The organism is Sphingobium sp. RSMS (genome assembly GCF_005406185.4).
Taxonomy (GTDB): Bacteria; Pseudomonadota; Alphaproteobacteria; order Sphingomonadales; family Sphingomonadaceae; genus Sphingobium; species Sphingobium fuliginis.
Map to the genome: position 1 here is coordinate 304199 of NZ_CM191258.1, position 22809 is coordinate 327007.

Annotated in this window: 19 protein-coding genes and 2 riboswitches; of the genes, 4 read left to right on the plus strand and 15 right to left on the minus strand. The window is 65.7% G+C overall.

Translation table 11 applies throughout. The features are described 5' to 3' along the window. The first annotated feature begins 98 nt into the window (after positions 1–98). The 3 genes from EGM87_RS19575 to EGM87_RS19585 are packed head-to-tail and all read left to right on the plus strand — an operon-like array spanning position 99 to position 4924. Positions 99–2042 carry a PrkA family serine protein kinase gene (locus EGM87_RS19575; RefSeq protein ID WP_025546627.1) on the plus strand — a complete coding sequence of 648 codons (1944 nt, stop codon included), beginning with the start codon at positions 99–101 and terminating at the stop codon, positions 2040–2042. Between the two features lie 19 nt (positions 2043–2061). Continuing rightward, positions 2062–3369, plus strand: coding sequence for a YeaH/YhbH family protein (locus tag EGM87_RS19580; protein WP_044660808.1), 1308 nt, complete (start codon positions 2062–2064; stop codon positions 3367–3369). 13 nt (positions 3370–3382) lie between these two features. After that, positions 3383–4924: a SpoVR family protein gene (locus EGM87_RS19585; protein WP_137709039.1), complete on the plus strand. Its 1542-nt coding sequence runs from the start codon at positions 3383–3385 to the stop codon at positions 4922–4924. A 372-nt stretch (positions 4925–5296) separates the two neighbouring features. On the opposite strand, the gene cobF is transcribed toward EGM87_RS19585, so the two are convergent. From cobF to cbiE, 5 genes are read right to left on the minus strand one after another with little or no spacing between them, the layout of a single operon-like run. Beyond that, positions 5297–6052 (minus strand): precorrin-6A synthase (deacetylating), encoded by a 756-nt coding sequence (cobF, locus tag EGM87_RS19590; RefSeq protein WP_137709037.1) that lies wholly within the window; start codon positions 6050–6052, stop codon positions 5297–5299. Then, the gene (locus EGM87_RS19595; protein WP_137709036.1) at positions 6049–7368 is read right to left on the minus strand and encodes a cobyrinic acid a,c-diamide synthase CobB; all 1320 of its coding nucleotides are present in this window, start codon (positions 7366–7368) and stop codon (positions 6049–6051) included. Before EGM87_RS19595 ends, cobF begins: the two co-directional genes overlap by 4 nt. Then, positions 7365–8147, minus strand: a complete 783-nt coding sequence (gene cobM / locus EGM87_RS19600) for a precorrin-4 C(11)-methyltransferase (RefSeq protein ID WP_025546638.1) — start codon at positions 8145–8147, stop codon at positions 7365–7367. Before cobM ends, EGM87_RS19595 begins: the two co-directional genes overlap by 4 nt. Beyond that, positions 8144–8509 carry a cobalamin biosynthesis protein gene (locus tag EGM87_RS19605; RefSeq protein ID WP_025546640.1) on the minus strand — a complete coding sequence of 122 codons (366 nt, stop codon included), beginning with the start codon at positions 8507–8509 and terminating at the stop codon, positions 8144–8146. The genes cobM and EGM87_RS19605 overlap by 4 nt, the downstream gene beginning before the upstream one ends. Further along, positions 8506–9714 (minus strand): precorrin-6y C5,15-methyltransferase (decarboxylating) subunit CbiE, encoded by a 1209-nt coding sequence (gene cbiE / locus EGM87_RS19610; RefSeq protein WP_137709035.1) that lies wholly within the window; start codon positions 9712–9714, stop codon positions 8506–8508. The genes EGM87_RS19605 and cbiE overlap by 4 nt, the downstream gene beginning before the upstream one ends. On the opposite strand from cbiE, the gene EGM87_RS19615 reads away from it, so the two are divergent. Continuing rightward, positions 9713–10462 carry a cobalt-precorrin-6A reductase gene (locus tag EGM87_RS19615; RefSeq protein WP_137709034.1) on the plus strand — a complete coding sequence of 250 codons (750 nt, stop codon included), beginning with the start codon at positions 9713–9715 and terminating at the stop codon, positions 10460–10462. The two genes, cbiE and EGM87_RS19615, sit on opposite strands and share 2 nt — an antisense overlap. Here the strand turns inward: EGM87_RS19615 and cobJ are convergent. The 10 genes from cobJ to EGM87_RS19665 all read right to left on the minus strand — a co-directional run bounded on the left by cobJ (position 10438) and on the right by EGM87_RS19665 (position 22564). Further along, positions 10438–11187, minus strand: a complete 750-nt coding sequence (gene cobJ, locus EGM87_RS19620; RefSeq protein ID WP_137709033.1) for a precorrin-3B C(17)-methyltransferase — start codon at positions 11185–11187, stop codon at positions 10438–10440. The two genes, EGM87_RS19615 and cobJ, sit on opposite strands and share 25 nt — an antisense overlap. After that, entirely contained in the window at positions 11184–11903 is a 720-nt protein-coding gene (gene cobI, locus EGM87_RS19625; protein WP_137709032.1) for a precorrin-2 C(20)-methyltransferase, read from the minus strand. The genes cobJ and cobI overlap by 4 nt, the downstream gene beginning before the upstream one ends. Continuing rightward, entirely contained in the window at positions 11900–12529 is a 630-nt protein-coding gene (locus EGM87_RS19630; protein ID WP_044660799.1) for a precorrin-8X methylmutase, read from the minus strand. Before EGM87_RS19630 ends, cobI begins: the two co-directional genes overlap by 4 nt. Next, positions 12529–13593: a ferredoxin-like domain-containing protein gene (locus tag EGM87_RS19635; protein ID WP_025546645.1), complete on the minus strand. Its 1065-nt coding sequence runs from the start codon at positions 13591–13593 to the stop codon at positions 12529–12531. The genes EGM87_RS19630 and EGM87_RS19635 overlap by 1 nt, the downstream gene beginning before the upstream one ends. A gap of 172 nt (positions 13594–13765) precedes the next feature. Next, a riboswitch (cobalamin riboswitch) is annotated at positions 13766–13987 on the minus strand. A 72-nt stretch (positions 13988–14059) separates the two neighbouring features. Continuing rightward, positions 14060–14629 (minus strand): 5,6-dimethylbenzimidazole synthase, encoded by a 570-nt coding sequence (bluB, locus tag EGM87_RS19640; RefSeq protein WP_025546649.1) that lies wholly within the window; start codon positions 14627–14629, stop codon positions 14060–14062. 56 nt (positions 14630–14685) lie between these two features. Further along, entirely contained in the window at positions 14686–15291 is a 606-nt protein-coding gene (cobO, locus tag EGM87_RS19645) for a cob(I)yrinic acid a,c-diamide adenosyltransferase (RefSeq protein WP_025546651.1), read from the minus strand. Further along, entirely contained in the window at positions 15288–19067 is a 3780-nt protein-coding gene (cobN, locus tag EGM87_RS19650; protein WP_137709031.1) for a cobaltochelatase subunit CobN, read from the minus strand. The genes cobO and cobN overlap by 4 nt, the downstream gene beginning before the upstream one ends. After that, a complete protein-coding gene (cobW, locus tag EGM87_RS19655; protein WP_137709030.1) occupies positions 19067–20107 on the minus strand; it encodes a cobalamin biosynthesis protein CobW in 1041 nt (346 codons plus the stop codon). The genes cobN and cobW overlap by 1 nt, the downstream gene beginning before the upstream one ends. Then, complete coding sequence (locus EGM87_RS19660; protein WP_025546657.1) at positions 20104–21195, minus strand: HoxN/HupN/NixA family nickel/cobalt transporter; 1092 nt, start codon at positions 21193–21195, stop codon at positions 20104–20106. Before EGM87_RS19660 ends, cobW begins: the two co-directional genes overlap by 4 nt. 154 nt (positions 21196–21349) lie before the next feature. Continuing rightward, positions 21350–21578, minus strand: a riboswitch (cobalamin riboswitch). 92 nt (positions 21579–21670) lie between these two features. Next, a complete protein-coding gene (locus tag EGM87_RS19665; RefSeq protein WP_044660793.1) occupies positions 21671–22564 on the minus strand; it encodes a LysR substrate-binding domain-containing protein in 894 nt (297 codons plus the stop codon). Positions 22565–22809 lie beyond the last annotated feature (245 nt).

Below are 22809 nucleotides of genomic sequence, written 5' to 3' on the forward strand. Positions count from 1 at the left end.
AGATTTGAATTTTTTACTCTGAACAGGTTCTATTGCACTGTTTTTACAGACCATAAGGGTCTATATACATTCCATGGCTACTTTAGCGGGAGTCGCCAGTGACAAAGAATGAGCTGTTTTCCAGCTTCACGCGGAAGTTCGATGATCGGCGTCAGGCCGAAATGTCTATCGAAGATTATCTGCTGGGATGTCGCAACGATCCATTGATGCATGCGTCCGCGCCGGAGCGGCTGCTGGCTGCAATCGGTGAGCCGGAGATCATCGACACCTCGCGCGATCAGCGGCTGGGCCGGATCTTCATGAACCGGACCATCCGCCGCTACAAGAGCTTCACCAATTTCTACGGCATGGAAGGGACGATCGAGCATATCGTCAGTTTCCTGCGCCACGCCAGCCAGGGATTGGAGGAGCGCAAGCAGATCCTATACCTGCTGGGTCCGGTGGGCGGCGGCAAGTCGTCCCTGGCCGAACGGCTGAAGGCGCTGATGGAAGTGCATCCCATCTATGTGCTGAAGGCGGGGGATGAGATCAGCCCGATCTTCGAAAGCCCGCTCGCCTTGTTCGACGCCGAAACCCATGGCGACTATATCGAGGAGAATTACGCCATTCCCCGGCGGCGGCTGACCGGCATGATCAGCCCCTGGTGCCGCAAGCGGCTGGATGAATATGGCGGCGACATATCCCAATTCAGGGTCGTGCGCATGATGCCGTCCCGCATGCGGCAGGTCGCCATCGCCAAGACCGAGCCGGGCGACGAGAACAACCAGGACATCAGCTCGCTGGTCGGCAAGGTCGACATCCGCAAGCTGGAAATGCTCTCGCAGAACGATCCGGACGCCTACAGCTATTCGGGCGGGCTCAACCGGGCGAACCAGGGCATGCTGGAATTCGTCGAGATGTTCAAGGCGCCGATCAAGATGCTCCACCCGTTGCTGACCGCGACGCAGGAGGGCAATTATATCGGCACGGAGAATATCGGCGCCATTCCCTATACCGGCATCATCATGGCCCATAGCAATGAATCGGAATGGGCGAATTTCAAGAACAACAAGAATAACGAAGCCTTTATCGACCGTATCTACGTCATCAAGGTTCCCTATAGTTTGCAGGCCACCGAGGAACGGCATGTCTACGAGAAGTTGCTGCGGGAATCGGACCTGAACAAGGCGCCCTGCGCGCCGGGGACTTTGGACATGCTGGCGCGTTTCTCCGTGCTGACGCGGCTGCGGGAGCATGAGAACAGCAATCTCTACTCCAAGATGCGCGTCTATGACGGCGAGATGCTGCGGGAAATCGATCCGAGGGCCAAGAGTCTTCAGGAATATCGCGACGCTGCTGGCGTGGACGAGGGCATGTCGGGCATTTCGACCCGCTTCGCCTTCAAGGCGCTGTCGGCCACCTTCAACCATGACACCAATGAGATCGCGGCCGATCCCGTGCACCTCATGTATGTGCTGGAGGGCATGGTCCGGCAGGAGCAGTTCCCCGCCGAGATCGAATCCCGCTATCTGGAGTTCATCAAGGGCGAACTGGCGCCGCGCTATGCCGAGTTCATCGGCAATGAAATCCAGAAGGCCTATCTCGAATCCTACCATGATTATGGGCAGAACCTGTTCGACCGTTATGTCGCCTATGCCGATGCGTGGATCGAGGATCTGGACTTCAAGGACCCGGACACGGGTCAATTGCTGGACCGGGAGGTCATCAACCAGGAACTGTCCAAGACCGAAAAGCCCGCCGGGATCGCCAATCCCAAGGATTTCCGCAACGAGGTGGTGAAGTTCGCGCTGCGCATGCGGGCCAGCAATGACGGGCGCAACCCGTCATGGACCAGTTACGAGAAAATCCGCGAGGTGATCGAGAAGCGGATGTTCAGCCAGGTCGAGGACCTGCTGCCGGTCATCAGCTTCGGATCGAAGAAGGACGGCGAGACTGCGACCAAGCATGACGAATTCGTCGCGCGGATGATCGAAAGAGGCTATACTGAGCGGCAGGTTCGGCGGCTTGTCGAATGGTATATACGCGTCAAGCAGGCCGGATGATGGAGGCGCCAAGCCCGCCATGCACATAGTCGACAGACGGTTGAATCCAGGAGGCAAGAGCCTGGTCAACAGGCAGCGCTTCCTGCGGAGGGCAAGGGCATATGTGCAGCAGGCGGTGCGCGACAGCCTGAAGGACCGCAGCATCAAGGATCTGGACAAGGAAGGCCAGATTTCGATCCAGCGCGACGTCATCCACGAACCGACGCTGCACCGCGCCGCGCAGGGGGGCAGCCGTGAACGGGTCTTCCCCGGCAATCACGACTATATGGAAGGCGACCGGATCAAGCGGCCCGATGGCGGCGCGGGCGCGGGGTCGAAGGCCGGGCAGGGCGAGGGGAATGACGATTTCCAGTTCGCGCTCAGCCGGGAAGAGTTTCTGGATCTGTTCCTCGACGATCTGGAGCTGCCGGACCTCGCCAAAAGGCGGCTGATCGGCGGGGCCGTCGACGGCATAAGGCGGGCAGGCTATTCGACGGTCGGCAACCCGTCCAACCTGTCCGTGCCGCGCACCATGCAGAAGGCGATGTCGCGTCGGTTGGCGCTGCGCCGTCCCAAGGGCGCCGATCTTGCCCGGATCGAGGAGGAGATCGCGCTGATCGAGGCGCGCGATCCGGCCCTGCCCGACGATGCCGTACGGCTGGAGGCATTGCGCGAGGAACGCTCGACCGTCATCCGCCGCCGCAACCTGATCGCCTATATCGACCCTGTGGACCTGCGCTATCGCCGGTTTGAGACGGTGCCCAAGCCCGTGGCCCAGGCAGTGATGTTCTGCCTGATGGACGTCTCCGGCTCCATGACGGAGCATATGAAGGATCTGGCGAAGCGTTTCTTCGCGCTGCTGCACCTGTTCCTGTCGCGCTGCTACGAGCATGTGGAGGTGGTGTTCATCCACCATACCGACCGGGCGGCGGAGGTGGACGAGCAGACCTTCTTCTACAGCACGGTGACGGGCGGAACTTTGGTGTCGAGCGCGCTGGAGAAACTGATCGAGGTGGTGCAGGAACGCTTCCGTCCGGATGACTGGAACATCTATGTGGCGCAGGCGTCGGACGGCGACACCATGCAGTCCGACAATGGCCGGGTGGTCAGCCTGATGCAGCAGGAAATCCTGCCCTTCAGCCAATATTTCGCCTATCTGGAAGTCGGGCGAGAGGAATTCGCCGACATAGAGACCATCGGCACGACGACCGGACTGTGGCAGGCCTATGCCCCGGTCAGCGAGGCAAACCGCAATTTCGTAATGCGCAAGGTGCATCATCGGCGGGAAATCTATCCGGTTTTCCGGGAGTTGTTCCAGCGCAAGGGCGTGGCGGAGCGGAGTTCATGAAGGTGGAACCGGCATGACGGTCGAACTGGCGTCCGCCCCGCTGTTCACGGGAAGCGATTGGGACTTCGCGCTCATCAACCGCATTTACGAAATGATCGAGCCCATCGCGCTCCAGGAAATGAAGCTCGACATCTATCCCAACCAGATAGAGGTCATCAGCGCGGAGCAGATGCTGGACGCCTATTCCTCCATCGGCATGCCGCTCTTCTACAAACACTGGTCCTTCGGCAAGCAGTTCGTGACCAATGAGATGATGTACCGCAAGGGGCTGCGCGGCCTGGCCTATGAGCTGGTCATCAACAGCGATCCCTGCATCAACTATCTGATGCAGGAAAATAGCGCGACGATGCAGACGCTGGTCATCGCCCATGCGGCCTTCGGGCATAATCATTTCTTCAAGAATAATTATGTCTTCAAGCAATGGACCGATGCCGAGGGAATTCTGGATTATCTGGAATTCGCCAAGCGCTACATCGCGCAATGCGAGGAACGCTACGGCCAATTGCCGGTCGAGCGGGTGCTGGACGCCGCCCATGCGTTGATGAACCAGGGCGTGCATCGCTATCCGCGCGTCCGCCCAAGGGACTTGAAGGCGGAGGCGGCGCGGGAGGCGGAACGGCAGGCTTATCGCGACCGCATCTATGACGATCTGTGGCGCACCGTGCCCACTGGAGCGAAGGCGGACGCGATCCCCAGCGACGCCAGACGGGCGGCGCTGGGACTGCCGCAGGAAAATATCCTCTATTTCCTGGAAAAGTCCGGCCCCCGGCTGGAAAGCTGGCAACGGGAGATTTTGCGGATCGTGCGGTTGATCGCGCAATATTTCTACCCGCAGCGCCAGACCAAGGCGATGAACGAAGGCGCTGCGACCTACACCCATTATCGCATCATGACGACGCTGCACGAACGGGGATGGCTGACCGACGGCGCCTTCATGGAATTCCTCTCATCCCATACCAATGTTGTCTATCAACCCACCTATGATTCAGGACAATTTGGCGGTTTCAACCCCTATGCCCTGGGCTTCGGCATCATGTCGGACATCGAAAGGGTCTGCCGGGCGCCGACGGAGGAGGATCGCGAATGGTTCGGGGATATTGCCGGATCGGGCGACCCGATGGAGGTGCTGAAGGACATATGGGCCAATTATCGCGATGAAAGCTTCGTTTCGCAATTTCTGAGCCCACATCTGATCCGGCAATGGCGGCTGTTCAAGATCCTCGACAAGCAGGGCGAATCGGAACTGCGGGTCGACGCCATTCACGATGAGCGCGGCTATCGCCGGATTCGGCGCTCCCTGGCGCGGGAATATGAAATCGGGCGGCAGGAACCCGACATACAGGTGGTCGATGTCGACCTGGCCGGCGACCGCAAGCTGATCGTTGAGCATTCGGTGCTGGACGGCGTCCAACTGGAGGCCCGCGATGCCGCTATGGTCTTGCAAAATCTGGCGAATCTCTGGGGTTATGAAGTGCTGTTGAAGGAGGTTGATTCCGCAACGCGCAAGGAATTGAAAAGCCATAGCGCGCAGCCCAATGCGGCCTGGCTGCGCTGAACCGGTGCGCGCGGCGGACGGGAAAAGGGCTGCGGCAAGATTCCGTTTTCAATCGATGATGGGAAAGGTTAAGTTGTGCGCCGGTTTTTCGTGGGCGAAGTCGGATCTGTCGCTCTGAAGGCGGTGGAGAGGACGGGCCCTGCGACAGGCAGGAGTTCGATTCATGACGAATGCTCTTACGCCAGAAGAATGTCTAGACCGGGCAAGAATGCATGATCAACTGGCAGCGACCACCGCGGATGCTTCGGCGCGCATGATGCATCAGGCAATGGCTGCCGAGTTCCGCCGCCGCGCCGAAACGGCATCGAGCGGCCTGCGACAGGCCGCGAGCAGGCCGATCATCGAATTGATGCCGAACGTCGCCTGACGGCTTCAGGGTCGTCGGACCGTCTTGCGCCTTCGTAAAAGATAGATGTCCATGATCCAGCCGTGTTCCTGGCGGAGCGCGGCGCGGCATGAGGCGATTTCGGCCCCCCTCATGGCCAGCGGACCCTGGGCGAGTCTTTCCTGGGGCAATCCCAGATAGGCGCCCCACCATATGTCGAGACCCTCGGGCGGCAGGGTCTGGAAGGCGCAATGGCCATCCAGCATGACGACCAGGCTGTCGGCGCAGTCCGGCCAGCCGCGTTCGCTGAGGCGCCGGCCGGTGGTGATCAGCACGGGATCGGCAAGGTCGTTGAGGCAGATGCCGTGGGCGGCGGTCAGCGCCTGTACGCTGGTGATGCCGGGGATCACGCGGACCTTCACGTCCGGCAGGCGCCCGGCGATGCGCAGGCTGCTGTCATAAAGCGACGGATCGCCCCAGACCAGCAGGGCGAGCCTGCCGCCTTCGGGAAGGTGCCGGGCGACCTGCTCCATCCAGAGCGCGGCGATGGCATCGTGCCAGTCGAGGACGGCGCCGACATAATCGGTCCGGTCCGGTCGCCGGGGCATGTCGAATTCCACGATTTTCACCGCCTGCGTCAGCAGTTCGGCGCAAATGGCGCGGCGCAGGTCGATGAGGTCGGACTTGGCGTCGCCCTTGCGGGGCAGCAGGATGAGGTCGGCGTCGTTCATCGCCTTCACCGCGGCGCGGGTGAGGTGATCGGGATTGCCCGTGCCGATGCCGATAAGGTCGATGCTGATCATGAGGAGGCTTTCGAGGCGGGAGCGATGAGGTGGAAGAAACTGCCGGTGACGCGGCCGCGATGCGATCCCGTCGACGGAACGGCCTGACCTTCCGCGTCGGTCACATGAGCGAGCGGGCTGTCCGGTTGCTCGACGATGGTGGAATAATGGAATTCATGGCCGTTCAGCATCGCTCCCGCAGGCATGCCGCCCATCGGCGCCAGCAAGCGCGCCTGTCGGTAGCCAAGATGAAGGCGCCGTTCCGCGAAGCTGGTGACGAGGCCGAGCAGGCCGGCCATGGCATGTGCCCGCCCGTCGGCATCGATCAGCGCCTGTCCCAGCACCATATAGCCGCCGCATTCGCCATGGATCGGACGGTCCAGTGCGTGGCGGCGCAGGCCGGAAAGGAAATGGGCCGCCTGCGCGATCCGGCCCGCATGGAGTTCGGGATAGCCGCCGGGGAGCCAGACCGCATCGGCATCGGCTGCCGGGGCTTCGTCGGCCAGGGGGGAGAAGGGCAGGATTTCCGCGCCTGCATCCCGCCAGCCGGACAGGAGATGCGCATAGGTGAAGGAGAAGGCTTCGTCCCGGGCGATGGCAATGCGCTGGCCGGGTGGCGGCAGGGTCGGCATTGAAGCGCGATCCTGCGCCGGGGCGGACCGGGCCGCGCGCCGGACAGCGTTGAGGTCCACATGGGTCGCCACGATGTCCGCCATCCGGTCGATGATCCGGTCGAGATCGGCCTGTTCGGCCGCCTGGACCAGACCCAGATGACGCTCCGGCAGGTGGAGCGCGGCGGAGCGCGGAATGGCGCCCAGGACGGGGATGTCCGCCCCCTCCATCGCCGCGCGGATCAGCCGTTCGTGGCGCTGGCTGGCGACTTGGTTGAGGACGACGCCTGCCATGGAAATATCGGAACGAAGGCCACGGAAACCGCTGGCGATGGCGGCGGCGGACTGGCTCTGGCCCGACACGTCCATGACGAGAAGGACGGGCCAGCCGAACAGCGCCGCGATGTCCGCGCTCGCGCCGGTGCCGGCTTCCCCGACGGCGGGGGCGCCGTCGAACAGGCCCATCACGCCTTCCGCGACGATCAGTTCTGCGTCGGCCCGGCCTGCAACGGTCGCCATCTGCGATGCGGACATCGCCCAACTGTCGAGGTTGAAGGAGGGGCGGCGGCTGGCCGCCTGCTGAAATGCCGGGTCGATATAGTCGGGGCCGGACTTGAACGGCTGTACCCTGATGCCCATTCGGGAAAAGGCCCGCAGCAGGCCCAGCGTGACGGTCGTCTTGCCCGATCCTGATCGGGGCGCCGCGATCAGAAGGCCCGGCGTCATGGCTTGTCGATGAAGGCGGAGTCGGCGCTGGCCGGTCGGAAACGGCGGTCATAGCCGGGCGCGTAGAGGCTGCTTTCCGCGAAATCCTCGCTGCCCAGCACCGGGCCGACAAGAATGATGGCGGTCCGTTCGGGCCCGTCCGCAGCAGCTTCCCCGATGGTGCCCAGCGTCGCCCGCACGATCCGCTGATCCGGCCAGCTTGCGCGCCACACCACGGCCGCGGGGCAATGGGCGCCATGATGCGGGATCAGGTCGCGCACCACCTGCGCCAGATTATGGATCGACAGATGGATGGCGAGCGTCGCGCCGGTCGCGCCGAATGCAGAGAGGCTTTCACCGGACGGCATGGCGCTGGCGCGCCCCGGCGTCCGCGTGAGGATCACCGACTGGCCGAGTTCGGGCAGCGTCAGTTCGGCGCCGATGGCGGCAGCGGCGGCGGCGAAGGAGGGGACGCCGGGCGTGATGCTGAAAGGAATGCCGATCGCTTTCAGCCGCCGAAGCTGCTCGCCCATGGCCGACCAGACGGACAGGTCGCCGGAATGAAGGCGCGCGACGTCATGCCCCGCTTGATGGGCATCGACGATGATGGCGACGATCTCGTCCAGCGTCAGCGGCGCCGTGTTGACGATCCGCGCGCCCGCCGGACAATGATCGAGCAGGGCGGCGGGCACCAGCGATCCGGCATAGAGACAGACCGGAGAACGTGCGATCAGGTCGCGCCCGCGCAGGGTGATGAGGTCGGGCGCGCCGGGACCGGCGCCGATGAAATGAACGGTCATGGGGCAGGGCTTTCGGCTAGGGCGCAACTTGCGAGGCGGTCGGAGGAGAAGGCGCGGGGCGCTAGCAGGCGGCCCTCTGGCCCTGAAGCGGCGAGGGCCGTGGCTTCGGCGACGCTGCCGGTGCCATGGGCGGCCATGCTGGCGGGAGATCGGGTGGCCACGGGCTGTTCCGCCAGCCTTTCCACGCCGACGGCCATCAGGGGCAGGGCGAGCTTGCGCGCCAATGGCGCAAGCTGCCCGGCCTTGCCATCGAGGGTTGCCAGCGCGTCGACCGCGATCATGGCGCCCGTCGCCTGCTCCAGCGCCGATTCCAGCGAAGCGAGCGACGCGCTGTGGCGGAAGCCGAAGCCGGCGACGATCATAGCGTCACGCTCCACTGCACCAGCGGATAGGCGGAACGCCAGCCGCGACGGCTGCCCAGGGGCATCGCCTGCGCAAGCTCGATGCGAAGCAGGTCGCCGCCCTTGTCGGCATGCCATTTGGCAAGCAGCGCTTCCGATTCCAGCGTGACGGCATTGGCGACAAGGCGCGTGGGACCGCCGGGCAGGGCGAACAATGTCGCGAGCAGGGACTGGCTCAGCCCTCCGCCGATGAAGACGGCCTCGGGGCGGGTCCGGCCGGTCAGGATGTCGGGCGCTCTGCCCTCCATGACGGTCAGGCGGTCGACGCCCAGATGAAGGGCATTGGCGCGCGCCCGGGCGGCGCGATCCGGATCGGCCTCGAAAGCGATGGCCTGGGTGGAGGAATGGGCGAGCAGCCATTCTATGGCGATGGAGCCGGAACCTGCGCCTATGTCCCATAATGTCTCGCCAGGGCGGGGCGCCAGGGCGGACAGGGTCAGGGCGCGGGCCGGGCGCTTGGTGATCTGGCCGTCATGGTCGAACCAGTCGTCGGGGATGCCGCTGGAGCGGGGGAGCGTCCTGCCTTCGCCCGCCACGGACAGGCCGACCGCAACGGGATGCGCGACATCGGCAAGGTCCGGCGCTTCGGCCGTGCACTGGCGGATATGTTCGCGGGGGCCGCCCAGCGCTTCCAGCACATGCAGGGTCGAACGGCCGAAGCCCTGTTCCGTCAGCCAGGCGGCAAGCTCGACCGCCGCCTGCCCGTCGCGCAGCAGCAATATGGCGCGGCGGCCGGGCACGAGACCGGGGCGCAACCGCGTCAGCGGCGCGGCGTGGAGGCCATGGCATTCCACGTCCTGAAGCGCCCAGCCCAGCCGCGCGGCGGCAAGGGAGAATGTGGAGGGGGCAGGGTGCGCCGTCCATTCATCCGGCCGCAAATGCCGCGTGATGCTGCTCCCCGCGCCGAACCAGAAGGGATCGCCGGAGGCAAGCAGGACGGTTGGGTCTCCACGGCGGGCGAGCAGCATCGGAACGCCGGCCGCGAACGGGACTGGCCAGGGCAGGCTTTCGGCCCTAAGGGCTGGCAGCAGCGCAAGATGGCGCGGCGCTCCGGCGACGAGCGCGGCTTTCTCCAGCGCTTCGCGGGCGGCGGACGACAGGCCATTCGGGCCGTCTTCCCCGATGCCGACGATCGTCAGCCACGGACCGTCAGGAGTATCGGGCATGTCCAACATCCTCATTCTGGGCGGCACCACGGAAGCGAGCGCGCTTGCGGCTGCTCTTGCCGAGCGGGGCGTTCGCGCGGTGTTGAGCTATGCGGGGCGGACGGACAAACCACGGGCGCAGCCGGTGCCGGTGCGCGTCGGCGGCTTCGGGGGCATGGCCGGCCTCGCGCGCTATTTGCGGGAGGAAGGCGTCACCCATCTGGTGGACGCCACTCATCCCTTCGCCGCTGTGATGAGCGGGAATGCCCTTGGCGCGGCGCGGGAGGCGGGGGTGGAGCACATCATGCTGACCCGGCCGCCCTGGACCGCGGCGGAGGGAGACTGCTGGACCCATGTGCCGGACATGGCCGGGGCGGTGGCGGCGCTGGAGGGAGCCAGGCGGAATGTGATGCTGGCCCTGGGGCGCATGCATGTGGACGCCTTCGCCGTGCAGCCTCAGCATCATTATCTGTTGCGCTTCGTCGATATGCCCGCCGTTGCGCCGGGGCTGCCCGATCATGCGCTGGTCATCGACCGCGGTCCCTTCACGGTGGAGGGCGACATGCGGTTGATGCGCGCCCATGGCATCGACTGCGTGGTGTCGAAAAATGCGGGCGGCGGCGGCGCGCGGGCGAAGCTGGTCGCCGCGCGGATGCTGGGACTGCCGGTCGTGATGATCGAGCGTCCGGCCTGTCCAGCGGCGCAGGTGACGCATGAGGTCGCCGGGGTGCTGCAATGGCTGGGTCATGCGGCGGAGCGCGGCGTATAGAGGATCGGTGGGCCGGAGCGTTCGATCAGCCGGGTGCGGCTGGAACCGACGATGACCATGGTGCGCATGTCGGCCATGTCCGCAGTGGCCCGGCTCAACGGCACCACGCTCAGCGTTTCCTCCGGCGTGGAGACGGCCCGGGCGAACAGGATGAACCGGTCCTCGCCGCATTCCTCGCGCAGGATCGCCAGCGCCCGCCCGAAACCCTCCGGCCGGGAACGGGAACGGGGATTGTAGAAGGCCATGGCGAAATCGGCCTGTGCGGCGAGGCGCAGGCGGCGCTCGATCAGCGGCCAGGGCTTGAGATTGTCGGACAGGTTGATGGCGCAGAAATCATGGCCGAGCGGCGCGCCCGCCCTTGCGGCGGCGGCGAGCATGGCGGTGATGCCGGGCAGGACGCGGATGTCGAGGTCGCGCCAGTCCTCCGGCCCCGCCTCCACGGCTTCGAACAGGGCGGAGGCCATGGCGAAGACCCCCGGATCGCCCGAGGAAACCACCGCCACCCGCTTGCCCTGCGCGGCGAGGGCCAGGGCATGGGCGGCGCGGTCGAGTTCGACCCGATTGTCCGAGGCGTGGAGCGTCAGGCCCGGTCTTTGGGCCACCCGGGCGACATAGGGGATGTATCCGATCACGTCGCTCGCCTGCGCCAGCGCATCCGCCACCTCCGGCGTGATGAGCGCGTCCGCTCCCGGACCAAGACCGGCTGCCACGACCCATCCGGTCATGGACGGCGGCCCTGTCCGTGGACCAGCAGGATCGAAAAATAAGCGGTGACGTCGGTCGCTTCCGCCAGCGGGGTGATGCGCTGATCCGCCATGGTCGCATATTCGACCAGCCAGGCGCTGTCCTGCTTGCCGGCGGCTTCGACGGCGCGGCGAAGCCTGGGAAGGTTGCGGCCGATCTTCATGACGACCAGAGCATGGCTGTCGCGGATGCGGCGGGTCAGTTCCTCTTCGGACAGGGTGGCCATCAACACCGTCAGGACATCGTCGCCCCAACTGATCGGCGTGCCGCTGGCGGTCCAGGCGCCGGACATGCCGGTGATGCCGGGGACGATCTTCACCGGCGCGGCAAGGCGGCTGTGCAGGTGCATGAAGCTGCCGTAGAAGAAGGGATCGCCTTCGCAAAGGACGACCACATCCTCGCCGCGTGCCGAAAGCCTGTCCAGATGCGCCGTGCAATCGGCATAGAAGGTCGAGAGCAGATCATTGTAGCGCGGGTCTGACAGCGGGATTTCCGTCGTGACCGGATATTCCATCGGATATTCGACGGCATCGGCGCGCAACATGCCCTCCACGATGCTGCGGGCATGGCCCGACCTTCCCCTCTTGCGGAAATAGGCGATGTGCCGGGCATTGCGGATCAGCCGGTCGGCGCGGACGCTCATCAGGTCCTGCGCCCCCGGTCCCAGGCCGACGCCATGGATGGTCCCGCCGCTCATTCCGCCGGGCTCGCTATCGCATTCACCGCCGCGACCGTGATGGCGCTGCCGCCGGGGCGACCCTCCACGATACAGCAGGGGACGGGCCGGCTGCGCCAGAGCGCTTCCTTCGATTCTGCCGCGCCGACGAAGCCGACGGGGCAGCCGATGATCGCGGCCGGGCGGGGGCAGTCGGGGTCCTCCAGCATGTTGAGCAGATGGAAAAGCGCCGTCGGGGCATTGCCGATCGCGACCAGCGCGCCTTCCAGATGCGGGCGCCAGAGTTCGAGCGCCGCGGCCGAGCGGGTGTTGGACATTTGCGCCGCCAGGGCAGGCACCTGCGGATCGTTCAGGGTGCAGAGGATCGGATTGGCGGCGGGCAGGCGCTTCAGGGTTATGCCCTCCGACACCATGCGCGCGTCGCAGAGGATCGGCGCGCCCGCCTGAAGCGCGGCGATGGCGTCCCGGGCGAAGGACGGCGAAAAGCGGATGTGGGAAGCAAGTCCGACCAGGCCCGCCGCATGGATCATGCGGACGGCGATGCGTTCCTCCTCGGGCGAGAAGCGGGCAAGGTCGGCTTCGGCGCGAATGGTGCGGAAGGACTGCCGATAGATGGCGGCTCCGTCGGTTTCGTAGCTGTGGGGCATCAGGGCCTTCCGAACAGGGCGAGGATTTGTCGGGCGGTCAGGCCGGTTTTTTCCGGCGGCGATCCGGCGCGGGCGTTGCGGGACAGGTCGAAGCGGCCCTGCCGGCCGGTGAGGACCAGCCCTGCGGGCCTTTGGCGGGCGCAGCCCTTGGCGCAGCCGGACACATGCAGCGACCCTTCGACAAGGGGCGCGAGCCGGGTGGCGAGGCCGCGCGTCTCGACGCTTGCCTGCGGGCATGCGGGCGCGCCGGGGCAGGCGTCGACGCGGAGCAGGCCGTCAGGAGAGGCGTGCTCCGCACTGTCTGCGCCGCCCTCCAGGATCAAACCGCGCCATGGGGTGAGGCGCAGGGCCGTGACATGCGGTTTCCCGGCCAGCGCGATAAGGCTGTCGGCGTCAAACTGACCGAAGGGAATGCCGTGGAAAGGCCCCGATGCCTCCGCCAGCAATCGGGACAGCGGGCGGGATGGCGCGGGCGCGATGTCGGCAGCGGTCGGCAGCGGGGCTTCGTGCCGGGCGGCACGGCCCGATGCGCCGCCGCCCGTGGCAAGGAACCAGCGGGCAAGCGCAATCAGGTCGCGCGCCGCCGTTTCAACGCTGGTGGGCGAACCCAGCGGACGCCCCTCCACCCGCAGCAGCAGCCTGCCCGCCTCGCTGCGCTCGAACCGGAAATCGGCGGGGACGGCGGCAAGACAGGGCGCAGGCCCGGCATCTATGGCGATCCCTATCTTGGAAGGAAGCTGGGGCAGCTCATCGATGTGGGCGATCAGGCTGAGCGCGATGCTTTCCGTGTCATCCCCGGGCGATGAATCGGGAGCGAGCAGGAAATTGCGGCGCGCTTCGCGGGCCGGATCGTGATCCGTAAGGCCCAGGGCGACAAGGTGCCGGAGCAGCGGGCCATGGCCTTGTTCCGTCACGCCGCGAAGCTGGAGCGCGGCCCGGTTGGTGAGGTCGACAAGGCCATTGCCGTGAAGACGCGCGGCTTCGGCAAGGCCGATGGCCTGGGGAACGGTCAGGCGGCCCAGCGGTGGACGGACCCGCACCAGCAGCCCGTCGCCCGCCATCATCGGGCGCCATGCCGTCGGGCACCAGCCGCGAATGGCGGCGGACGATGCGCTTTGCGCGTCTGGCAACGGACCTTACCTCCCACGTCGCAACGACGGCCGGAGGGTTCACCCCCAGCCGCATTTCGTCGCCCGTGCGGAGAACCGAGCCGTGACCATCCCCTGGACCATGGCTAGAGCGACCTTTGCGTTCGGCAGGTCTCCTGGCTTGCGGGTCGTCGCTTCGGCACGGGCCTTCCCGGATCGCTCCAGTGGCTGGCCGTTCCCCGGGGGGAACCGCACGTCCTTGCCTTGCTCGCCGCTCACAGTTGCAGGGACAGCCACGGATTAGGGAGTCTCCTCCCGCACCGCGTTCCCATTTAAGCCCCTTCGGGGCACCGACGCGATCGATGGAGCGGGCGGAACCCGCTCCAAAAACGCTCATAGGCCGGGCGGAAAGGAAAGGGAAGAGGCCTTCGGACGGGAATCGTCAGCGCGTGACAATGGTGGAATGCCAGTCTGTGCGATGTTCCCAGCCGCGCCTCTCCAGTTCCGGCGTCGCCTCCTCGCTCACCGGATAGCCCAGGCACAGCAGGCCGAGGCAGCGCCAGTTTTCCGGAATGGCGAGCAGGGCGTCTACGGTCGGGCGGTCGAGGATCGAAACCCAGCCCATGCCGATGCCGCGCGTGCGGGCAGCCAGCCAGAGGGTGTGGATCGCCATCACGCAGCTATAGCGGCGCGCCTCCGGCATGGTGATCGCGCCCAGCCTGTGGCCGGTTTCCGTGCCTTCGTCGCAATAGACCGCGAAAAGCACCGGCGCTTCGCGCAGGCCGTGCAATTTCAGGCTTCGGTACAGCCTGTCTTCCTCCCCCCGATAGATACTGCCCGCCTCGATCACCTGCGCGTCGACATGGGCGGCAAGATCCTCGCGCAAGGCGGGCGTTTCGATCCGGACGAAACGCCAGGGCTGCGAAAGCCCGACAGAGGGCGCGCTATGGGCGAGGGCAAGGAGCCGTTCGACCTCGCTCTCGTCCAGCGGATCGGTGAGGAAATGGCGCACGTCGCGGCGCAGGTGCACCAGTTCCTCGAAGGCGGCGATGTCGAAGGCGGTGTGTGTCAGAATTCGATTCCCGGCTGGGCCTTCACGCCGCTGCGGAAGGGATGTTTGACGAGGGTCATTTCAGTGACGAGATCGGCCGCCTCTATCAGCGCCTCGGGCGCGTTGCGGCCTGTGACGATGACATGCTTCATTTCGCCCCTGGCGGTCACGGCCTCCAGCACCTCTTCGACCGGAAGATAGTCGTAGCGCAGGACGATGTTGAGTTCATCGGCAAGGACCATGTCATAGGCCGGATCGGCGATCATGCGTTTCACCTCATCCCATGCTTCGCGTGCAAGGGCAATGTCCCGCGTCCGGTCCTGCGTGTTCCAGGTGAAGCCTTCGCCCATCGGCTTGAATTCGACATTGTCGGGGAATGCATCGAACACCCGTTTTTCTCCGGTGGTCATCGCGCCCTTCACGAACTGCACGACGCCCACCTTCCTGCCATGGCCGATGGCGCGGACCACCATGCCGAGCGCGGCGGTCGTCTTGCCCTTGCCCTTGCCGGTGTGGACGATCAGCAGGCCCTTTTCCTGCGTCTTGGTCGCCATGATCCTGTCATGGGCGGCCTGTTTCTTCTTCATCTTTTCGGCATGCTGTTCGGGCGTGCGTTCGATCATTGCGGGGCATCCTTGAGTTGGGAGAGAAGCATGGCGGCGCTGTTCGACCGGGGTTTCCAAAGGGCGCGGTCCAGCGCTTCGTGGAGGCGGGCGGCGGTCTCCCGCAGGGCGGCCGGATTGGCTTCCGCCATGAAGGCGCGAACCGCCTCATCCTCGATGAAGGCGGCGTGGACCGCGTCGAAATGATGGTCCTTCACCGCATGGGTGGTCGCGGCGAAGGCGAAGAGATAGTCGACGGAGGCCGCGATCTCGAACGCGCCCTTGTAGCCGTGGCGCATCATGCCCGCGATCCATTTGGGGTTGGCGACGCGGGCGCGGACGATGCGGCCGATCTCGTCCTCCAGCGTGCGGATGACGGGACGTTCGGGACGGCTGTGGTCGTTATGATAGCTGAGCGGCCTCCTGCCGGAGAGATGCTCGACCGCGGCGGCGATGCCGCCCTCGAACTGGTAGTAATCGTCGCTGTCGAGCAGGTCGTGCTCGCGATTGTCCTGATTCTGGATCAGCGCGTCGGCTTCGGTCAGGCGCTGCGCGAAGAGGCCGCGTTCGCTGTCGCCTTCCACCCCGCCGCCATAGGCATAGCTGCCCCAGTCGAGATAGACATTGGCAAGGTCCGACCGGTCGTGCCAGATCTTCTCGTCGATCATCGCCTGGAGGCCGGCGCCATAGGCGCCCGGTTTCGAACCGAAGACGCGGCTTCCCGCGCGGCGCCGCGCGGCCTTTTCCGGCGTGCCCTGCGCGATCAGCGCGGCGGTTTCGATGCGGTGGCGGGCGGCGGCCGGATTGTCCTCGTCCGGCTCGTCCAGCGCCATGACGGCGCGGGCGGCGCTGTCGAGCAGGTCGATCTGTTCCGGGAAGGCGTCGCGGAAGAAGCCGGACACGCGGAAGGTGACGTCGACGCGGGGGCGGTTCAGTTCCGCGATCTTCATGACCTCAAAACCGATGACCCGGCCCGAAGCCCAGTCCCAGCGGGGCCGGACGCCCATCAGGGCCAGCGCCTGCGCTATGTCGTCGCCGCCGGTCCGCATATTGGCGGTGCCCCAGGCGGAAAGGGCGATGGCGCGGGGATAGTCGCCCTCGCGCTGGAGATAGTCCTGCACGATGAGATCGGCGGAGCGCTGCCCGAGATTCCATGCCGCCACCGTGGGCACGGCCCTGGTGTCGACCGAATAGAAATTGCGCCCGGTGGGGAGGACGTCGGGGCGACCCCTGGTGGGCGCTCCGGAAGGGCCCGGGGCGACGAAATCGCCGTTGAGGGCTTTGAGGAGTGCGGCTTTTTCGGCCTCTCCGCAGCCATCGACGCGCGGGGCGAGATCGGTTTCGATAGCCTTGAGAACCGCAGCGCTCCGTGGACCGGGAGCGCCTTTCCGGCAACTGCCGTCATCCCCGCACGCGCGGGAATGACGATGTTCCAACTCATCGAGCAGGCGGATGGCGTGAAGTTCCAGCCGTTCCACCGTGTCGCCCGTGCTGCGCCAAGGTGCTCCTGTCAGGCTTTGCAGCGCTTCCGGCCGGGGTCCGGCCCAGGGCGCGCCCATCGTGCAGTCGAGCGGGTCGAGATCCAGCCCAAGATCATCCGCCAGCGCACGGAGCAGGGACTGCTGGCCGGCATCGTCCATACCCCTTGGGCAGCGGGCAAGGGCCATGAGTAGGTCGCGGCGAAGCGAACCCTTCGGGCTTTGCGTGAAAACGTGCAGCCCGTCGCGTATCTGCATTTCCTTGAGTTCGCACAGATAGTTGTCGATCGCTGCTAAAGCTTCGTCTCCGCTTCCCTGCGCGCCTGAATCCTTGTCCAGCCCTTGCGAGGCGGCGAGGGCCAGAATGTCCTTGCGCAGCGTTTCCAGCCGGCGTGGGTCCATGCCGGCGGCGAGATAATATTCGTCGACCAGAGCCTCCAGTTCCTTGAGCGGGCCGTAGCTCTCGGCGCGGGTCAATGGCGGCGTCAGATGGTCGACGATGCAGGCGCCGATGCGACGCTTGGCCTGGGTGCCTTCGCCGGGATCGTTGACGATGAACGGATAGATTTGCGGGATCGGCCCGGCGCAGATTTCCGGAAAGCAGTTTTCGGACAGCGCGATCGCCTTGCCCGGCAGCCATTCGAGATTGCCGTGCTTGCCGACATGGACGACGGCATGGGCGCCGAAATCGCCGGCCAGCCAGATATGGAAGGCGAGATAGGCATGGGGCGGGGGCAGCGCCGGGTCGTGATAGCTGCTCTTGGGATCGACATGATAACCGCGCGACGGCTGCACGGCGACCGCGATCCGGCCGAAGCGGTGCACCGGCAGATGGAAGGCGCCATCGCGGAAGAAAGGATCGGTTTCGGGCGCGCCCCAGCGGCATTGGACCGCTTCGCGGACCCCTTGGGGCAGCGTGGCGAAGACTGCGTCATAGGCCTGGAGCGAGAGGGTGATTTCACCCGGACGGTCCGGCGCGGCATTGGTGATGCCACCTGTCATGCGCTGCATCAGCGCGGCGCCGTCGGTGGGCGCATCATCCGTTCCGTAGCCTGCTTCCGCCAGGGCCTTCAGAATGGCGGCGGCACTGGCGGGCGTATCGAGGCCGACGCCATTGCCGATGCGGCCATCCCTGTTGGGATAGTTGGCGAGGATGAGCGCGACGCGACGTTCCTCCACTCGCGTTCTACGGAGTTTAGCCCAATTTGCAGTAAGTTGGGATACGAAGCTGACACGATCTTCCAGTATCTGGGGCACGACGATGCTGCATTCCGTGCGGGCATCGAACCGTGCCGCGGCCTTGAAGGCGACCGCGCGGGTGAAGAGGCGGCCGTCCACCTCCGGCAGCGCGACATGCATGGCGAGGTCGCGGGGGCCAAGCCCGCGGGCGCTCGACTCCCAGGCGCTCTGTTCGGCGCTGGCGAAGATCGTCTGGAGGATCGCGCAATCCGCCTGTTCGAGGATGGAGGGCGTGCGCGGCTCGCCCGGCGCGCTGGCGGCAAAGGCGGTGGCGTTGAGGATGACGTCCGGCGGCGCCTCCGCCATCAGCCCTTGCAGGAAGTCCCGGGCGAAAGGTTCGCGCAAGGCGCGCACATGGACGGGAAGGACGTTGAGGCCCGCCGTCTCCAATCCCGCGACCATGCGGTCCACGGCGTCCAGTGTGCCCGCGATCAGCAGCGTGCGGTAGAAGAGGAAGAGGGCTGTCGGCTGCCCTGCCTTCCATCCGCTCCTGACCTGATCCAGCGTGGGTCGATCCACGCCGGGCAAATAGAGGCCCGCGTCGGCCACCGGAACGGGCGCATCGGGAACGCCCGCATCGAAGCCGGCAAGGCGGGCGGCGTTGCGCAGGAAGGCGATGGCGTTGGCAATGCCGCCCTGCCGCAGATAGTCGCGCAGGAGATCGCAGCTCTCCGCCGTGACGGTCGATGCGGCGCGCAAAGCGGGGTCATCTTCTCGCCCATCGGCGATCGCCGCAAAGGCTATGCCCTTTTTCCGGGCGATATTTGCAATCTCATCAATGCCATAGGGCCAATAGCTCTTGCCGCCCAGCAGGATGACGCAGACGAATTTGGCGTGGGCGACGACCTTTTCGACATACAGATCGACGGAATAGGGGTGCTTGAGCTGGAGGAGATTGGCCAGCCGGATTTCGGGCGCCGCCCTGCCCAGTTCCTGCCCCAGAACATGGGCTGCGCTCGCGAAACAGGCAAGTTCGCTGTCCGCCACGGTCAGCAGCACGATGTCGCCCGGCGACTGGCCGAGGTCGATGGCTTCGTCGCCGTTGGAGACGGTGCCGGGCGTGGCGGTCAGCAGATGCATCAGGCAGCGGCCATCTGCGCGCCGAGCGCGGCCTCTATGGCGGCGCGGTCCATGCCGCTCTGGCCGACCACCACCAGGCGGGAGCGGCGCGGTTCGTCGGCCTGCCAGTGCCGGTCATAATGATGCTGGATGCGGGGGCCGACGGCTTGCAGCACGAGGCGGGCGGGGCGCCCTTCTATGGCGAGGAAGCCCTTCACGCGCAGGATGTCATGCACGGCGATGCTCTCCGCCAGCGCCGCCAACAGCGGCTCCGGACCGGAAAGTTCGCCCAGGTCGACGATGAAGCTCTCGAAATCGTCATGGTCGTGATCCTCCCCATCGTCATGGTGCGAGGGACGGGCATCGATCCCGTCCTCCACCCCGGCGCCGAGGCCGAGCAATATGGCCGGTTCGATCTCTCCCCTCGCCGTGCGGAGGATGCGGACGCCGGGGCGGATTTCCTGGGCCAGTTCCTGCTCCAGCACGGCCAGCCGGTCCACGGCGACCAGATCGGTCTTGTTGAGCAGGACAAGGTCGGCGCAGGCAAGCTGGTCCTCGAACAGTTCCTCGATGGGGCTGTCATGATCCAGCGTCGGGTCGGCCGCGCGGGCGGCGGCGAGCGCCGCCTCGTCATGGGCGAAGCGACCCGCCGCCAGCGCGTCGGCGTCGATCAGGGCGATCACTCCGTCGACCGTGGCGCGCGTGCGGATGTCGGGCCATTGGAAGGCCTTCACCAGCGGCTTGGGCAGGGCAAGGCCGCTGGTCTCGATGATGATGTGATCGGGCGGGGTGGGCCGGTCGAGCAGCTTTTGCATGGTCGGCAGGAAATCGTCGGCCACGGTGCAGCAGATGCAGCCATTGGCCAGTTCGATGATGTCCTTGTCGGGGCAGGCTTCGTCGCCGCAGCCCCGCACCAGCGCGCCGTCGACGCCCACGTCCCCGAATTCGTTGATGATGAGGGCGAGGCGGCGGCCGCCCGCATGTTCGATGAGGTGACGGATCAGCGTGGTCTTGCCGGCGCCGAGAAAGCCAGTGATGACGGTGGCGGGAACCTTTTTCATGCGGGATTTCCTTGCGGTTGGTGGCTGGGGATGGGAGCGACTTCGATCTCGTCGAAGCCTTTCCAGCGATAGATGGCCCAGCTCAGCAGCCAGCAGGCGGCGAACAGGCCGATGATGATGAAGCCGAGGCTGTTGAAATGCTCGCCAAGGTCGGCGGCAAGGGTCCAGACGCCGCCGCTGAGGCCGAGCTTGTCGCCCAGCAGGGCCGCTGCCTCGATCCCGCCGATGAGCAGCGCGACCAGCGCCGACACCAGCGTGATGGTGATATTGTAGTAGAGCTTGCGGATCGGCTTCACGAACGCCCACTGATAGGCGCCCATCATCAGGGCACCGTCCGCCGTGTCGATCAGCGCCATGCCCGCCGCGAAGAGCAGGGGAAAGATGAGGACGGTCGCAACCGAAAGGCCGCTGGCGGCCTGACCGGCGGACAGGCCCAGAATGGCGACTTCGGTTGCGGTATCGAAGCCCAGACCGAAGAGGAAGCCGAGCGGAGCCATGTGCCAGCTTCGCGTCACCAGCCGGAAAAGCGGGCGGAAGAGGCGTGCGAGCAAACCCCGATTGCCAAGCAATATGTCCATATCTTCATCGACATAGGCTCCACCCTTTCGAACATGGTTGAACGTCCTGAGAACTGATCGGAGGATGATCAGGTTCATCGCCGCGATGGCGAAGAGGAAGGTCGCCGACACCATTGTCGCGATGGTGCCGCCGATGGCTCCCGCCGCTTCCACCCGGCTCAGCGCACTGGCGGCGACAGCGATGGCGACGGCGGCGATCAGGACGATGCCGCTATGGCCGATGGCGAACCAGAAGCCGACGGTCAGGGGCCGCTGGCCGTCCTGCATCAGCTTGCGGGTCACATTGTCGATGGCGGCGATATGATCGGCGTCCACGGCATGGCGGAGGCCCAGGCTCCAGGCCAGCAACGCCGTGCCCAGCATGACCGGATCGCCCGCGAAGATCGTGAAGGCCGCGATCCAGGCCGTCAGATTGGCGGCGATGAGCCCGGCGAACATGCCGGTCGCGCGGCGGCGAAGACGGCTGGCCGGCGCCCCGGGCGATTCCGGCTCATGGGTCGATATGCTCATAGGGTCGGTACCCCGTCGGCGTCTGCGAAACCGGACGGGAGCCGCCTTCATGCCGGACGGACGCTCTTGCGCCCGGCATGCCGACAGCAGCTCCCGCTGCGTGAAGCGTCGCTCAGACGGAGGACCGTGCCGTGGCCATCCCCTGGACCAAGGCAAGAGCGACCAGACGCAGGCAGGTTTCCTGGCTCGCGGGTCATAGCTTGGCGCATGGCCTTCCCAGGCCTCGCATGATTTAGCGTCCGGCCCAGTGGCTGATCCTCCGGCGCTTCCGGGGGATCGCTATGCGTCTCGCTCGCCGCTTACAGTTGCAGGGACAGCCGCGGATTCATCACCGCATTCCCTATTAAGCCCCTTGGGAGGGCACCGGCGCGATCATGAAGGTCGGTCGAAACCACCCTTCGGCGGCCATGCATAGAGGCTGGAACAGGGAATGGGAAGAGGAGGCTTGAGCAGAAGATGTTTCCTCAATTAACTCCTACAAATGACGTTCTTCCAGCAGGGTCTTCAGAAAGGCCTGGCCGGTCGGTGACAGATCCTCATGATGGATCAGCCAGAGCGCGCTCATGACCGGCACGTCGAAGGGGCGGTTGATCACATTGTCGACGTGCAGCCGCGCCATCGACCCGGCAATCACCGTGGGGCCGAAGCCGGCCGCGACAAGGCCCAGCAGGGTCGCGAGGCTGCGGGCTTCATGCGAGATTTTCGGGACGAACCCTGCTTCCGCGCACAGGGCCTGGAAATGCTCCGTGAACCCTGTCCCATTGGGCGCGCCATAGAGCACCAGCGGCTCGTCGGAAAGGTCAGCGATGCGCGGCGGGGCAGGGCGCAGCGCCAGCGGATGATCGGCGCGCAGGGCCAGCACCATCTCTTCCTTGAGTAGGCATCGGGACAGCATGCCTTCGGGCAGCGCCGGCGCCTCGAAATTACGCACGATGCCAAGGTCGAGCTGACGGCTCGCCACACTCTCCACCTGCTCGTCGCGGCCTTGTTCGCGCAGGATCAGTTCGACATCGGGATAGGTCTGGCGGAAGCGGTAGAGCGCCCGCGCCACCGGAGGCACGAAGGGGCCGGAAGTGGTGAAGCCCAGCCCCAGCCGCCCGATCTCCGCCCTTTGGGCCATGCGCGCGATCTGTGCGGCGCGGTCCGCCTGGGCAAGGGTCCGGCGTGCTTCAGGCTCGAACAGCCGGCCGGCCTCCGTCAATCGCACCCTGCGGCTGGTGCGGTCGAACAGGCGGACGCCCAGTTCCTCCTCCAGAGCACGGATCTGCTGGCTGAGCGGCGGCTGCGATATGCCGAGGCGCAGCGCGGCGCGGCCGAAATGCATCTCCTCAGCGACGCACAGAAAATAGCGGAGATGGCGAAGGTCCATGGATCATGTCGCTCAACATATCGATCATGCCATATTATATATTAGACGCAGAATGTCCAAGGGCGCATGGGCGGCTTCGAATGTGGCGGCGTCTCCCGGCTGGCCGGCGGAGGTGCGCGGGCTATGCCCCCTCATTGCCGCAGCACTCCGCCATGGCCGGGGATGCCGTCGCATTCTAGGATGTGTGGAAATTCGCTTCGCCCCGAACGAAGTCCCCACGCGTCTTGGAGCATTTCCGCGCTGGC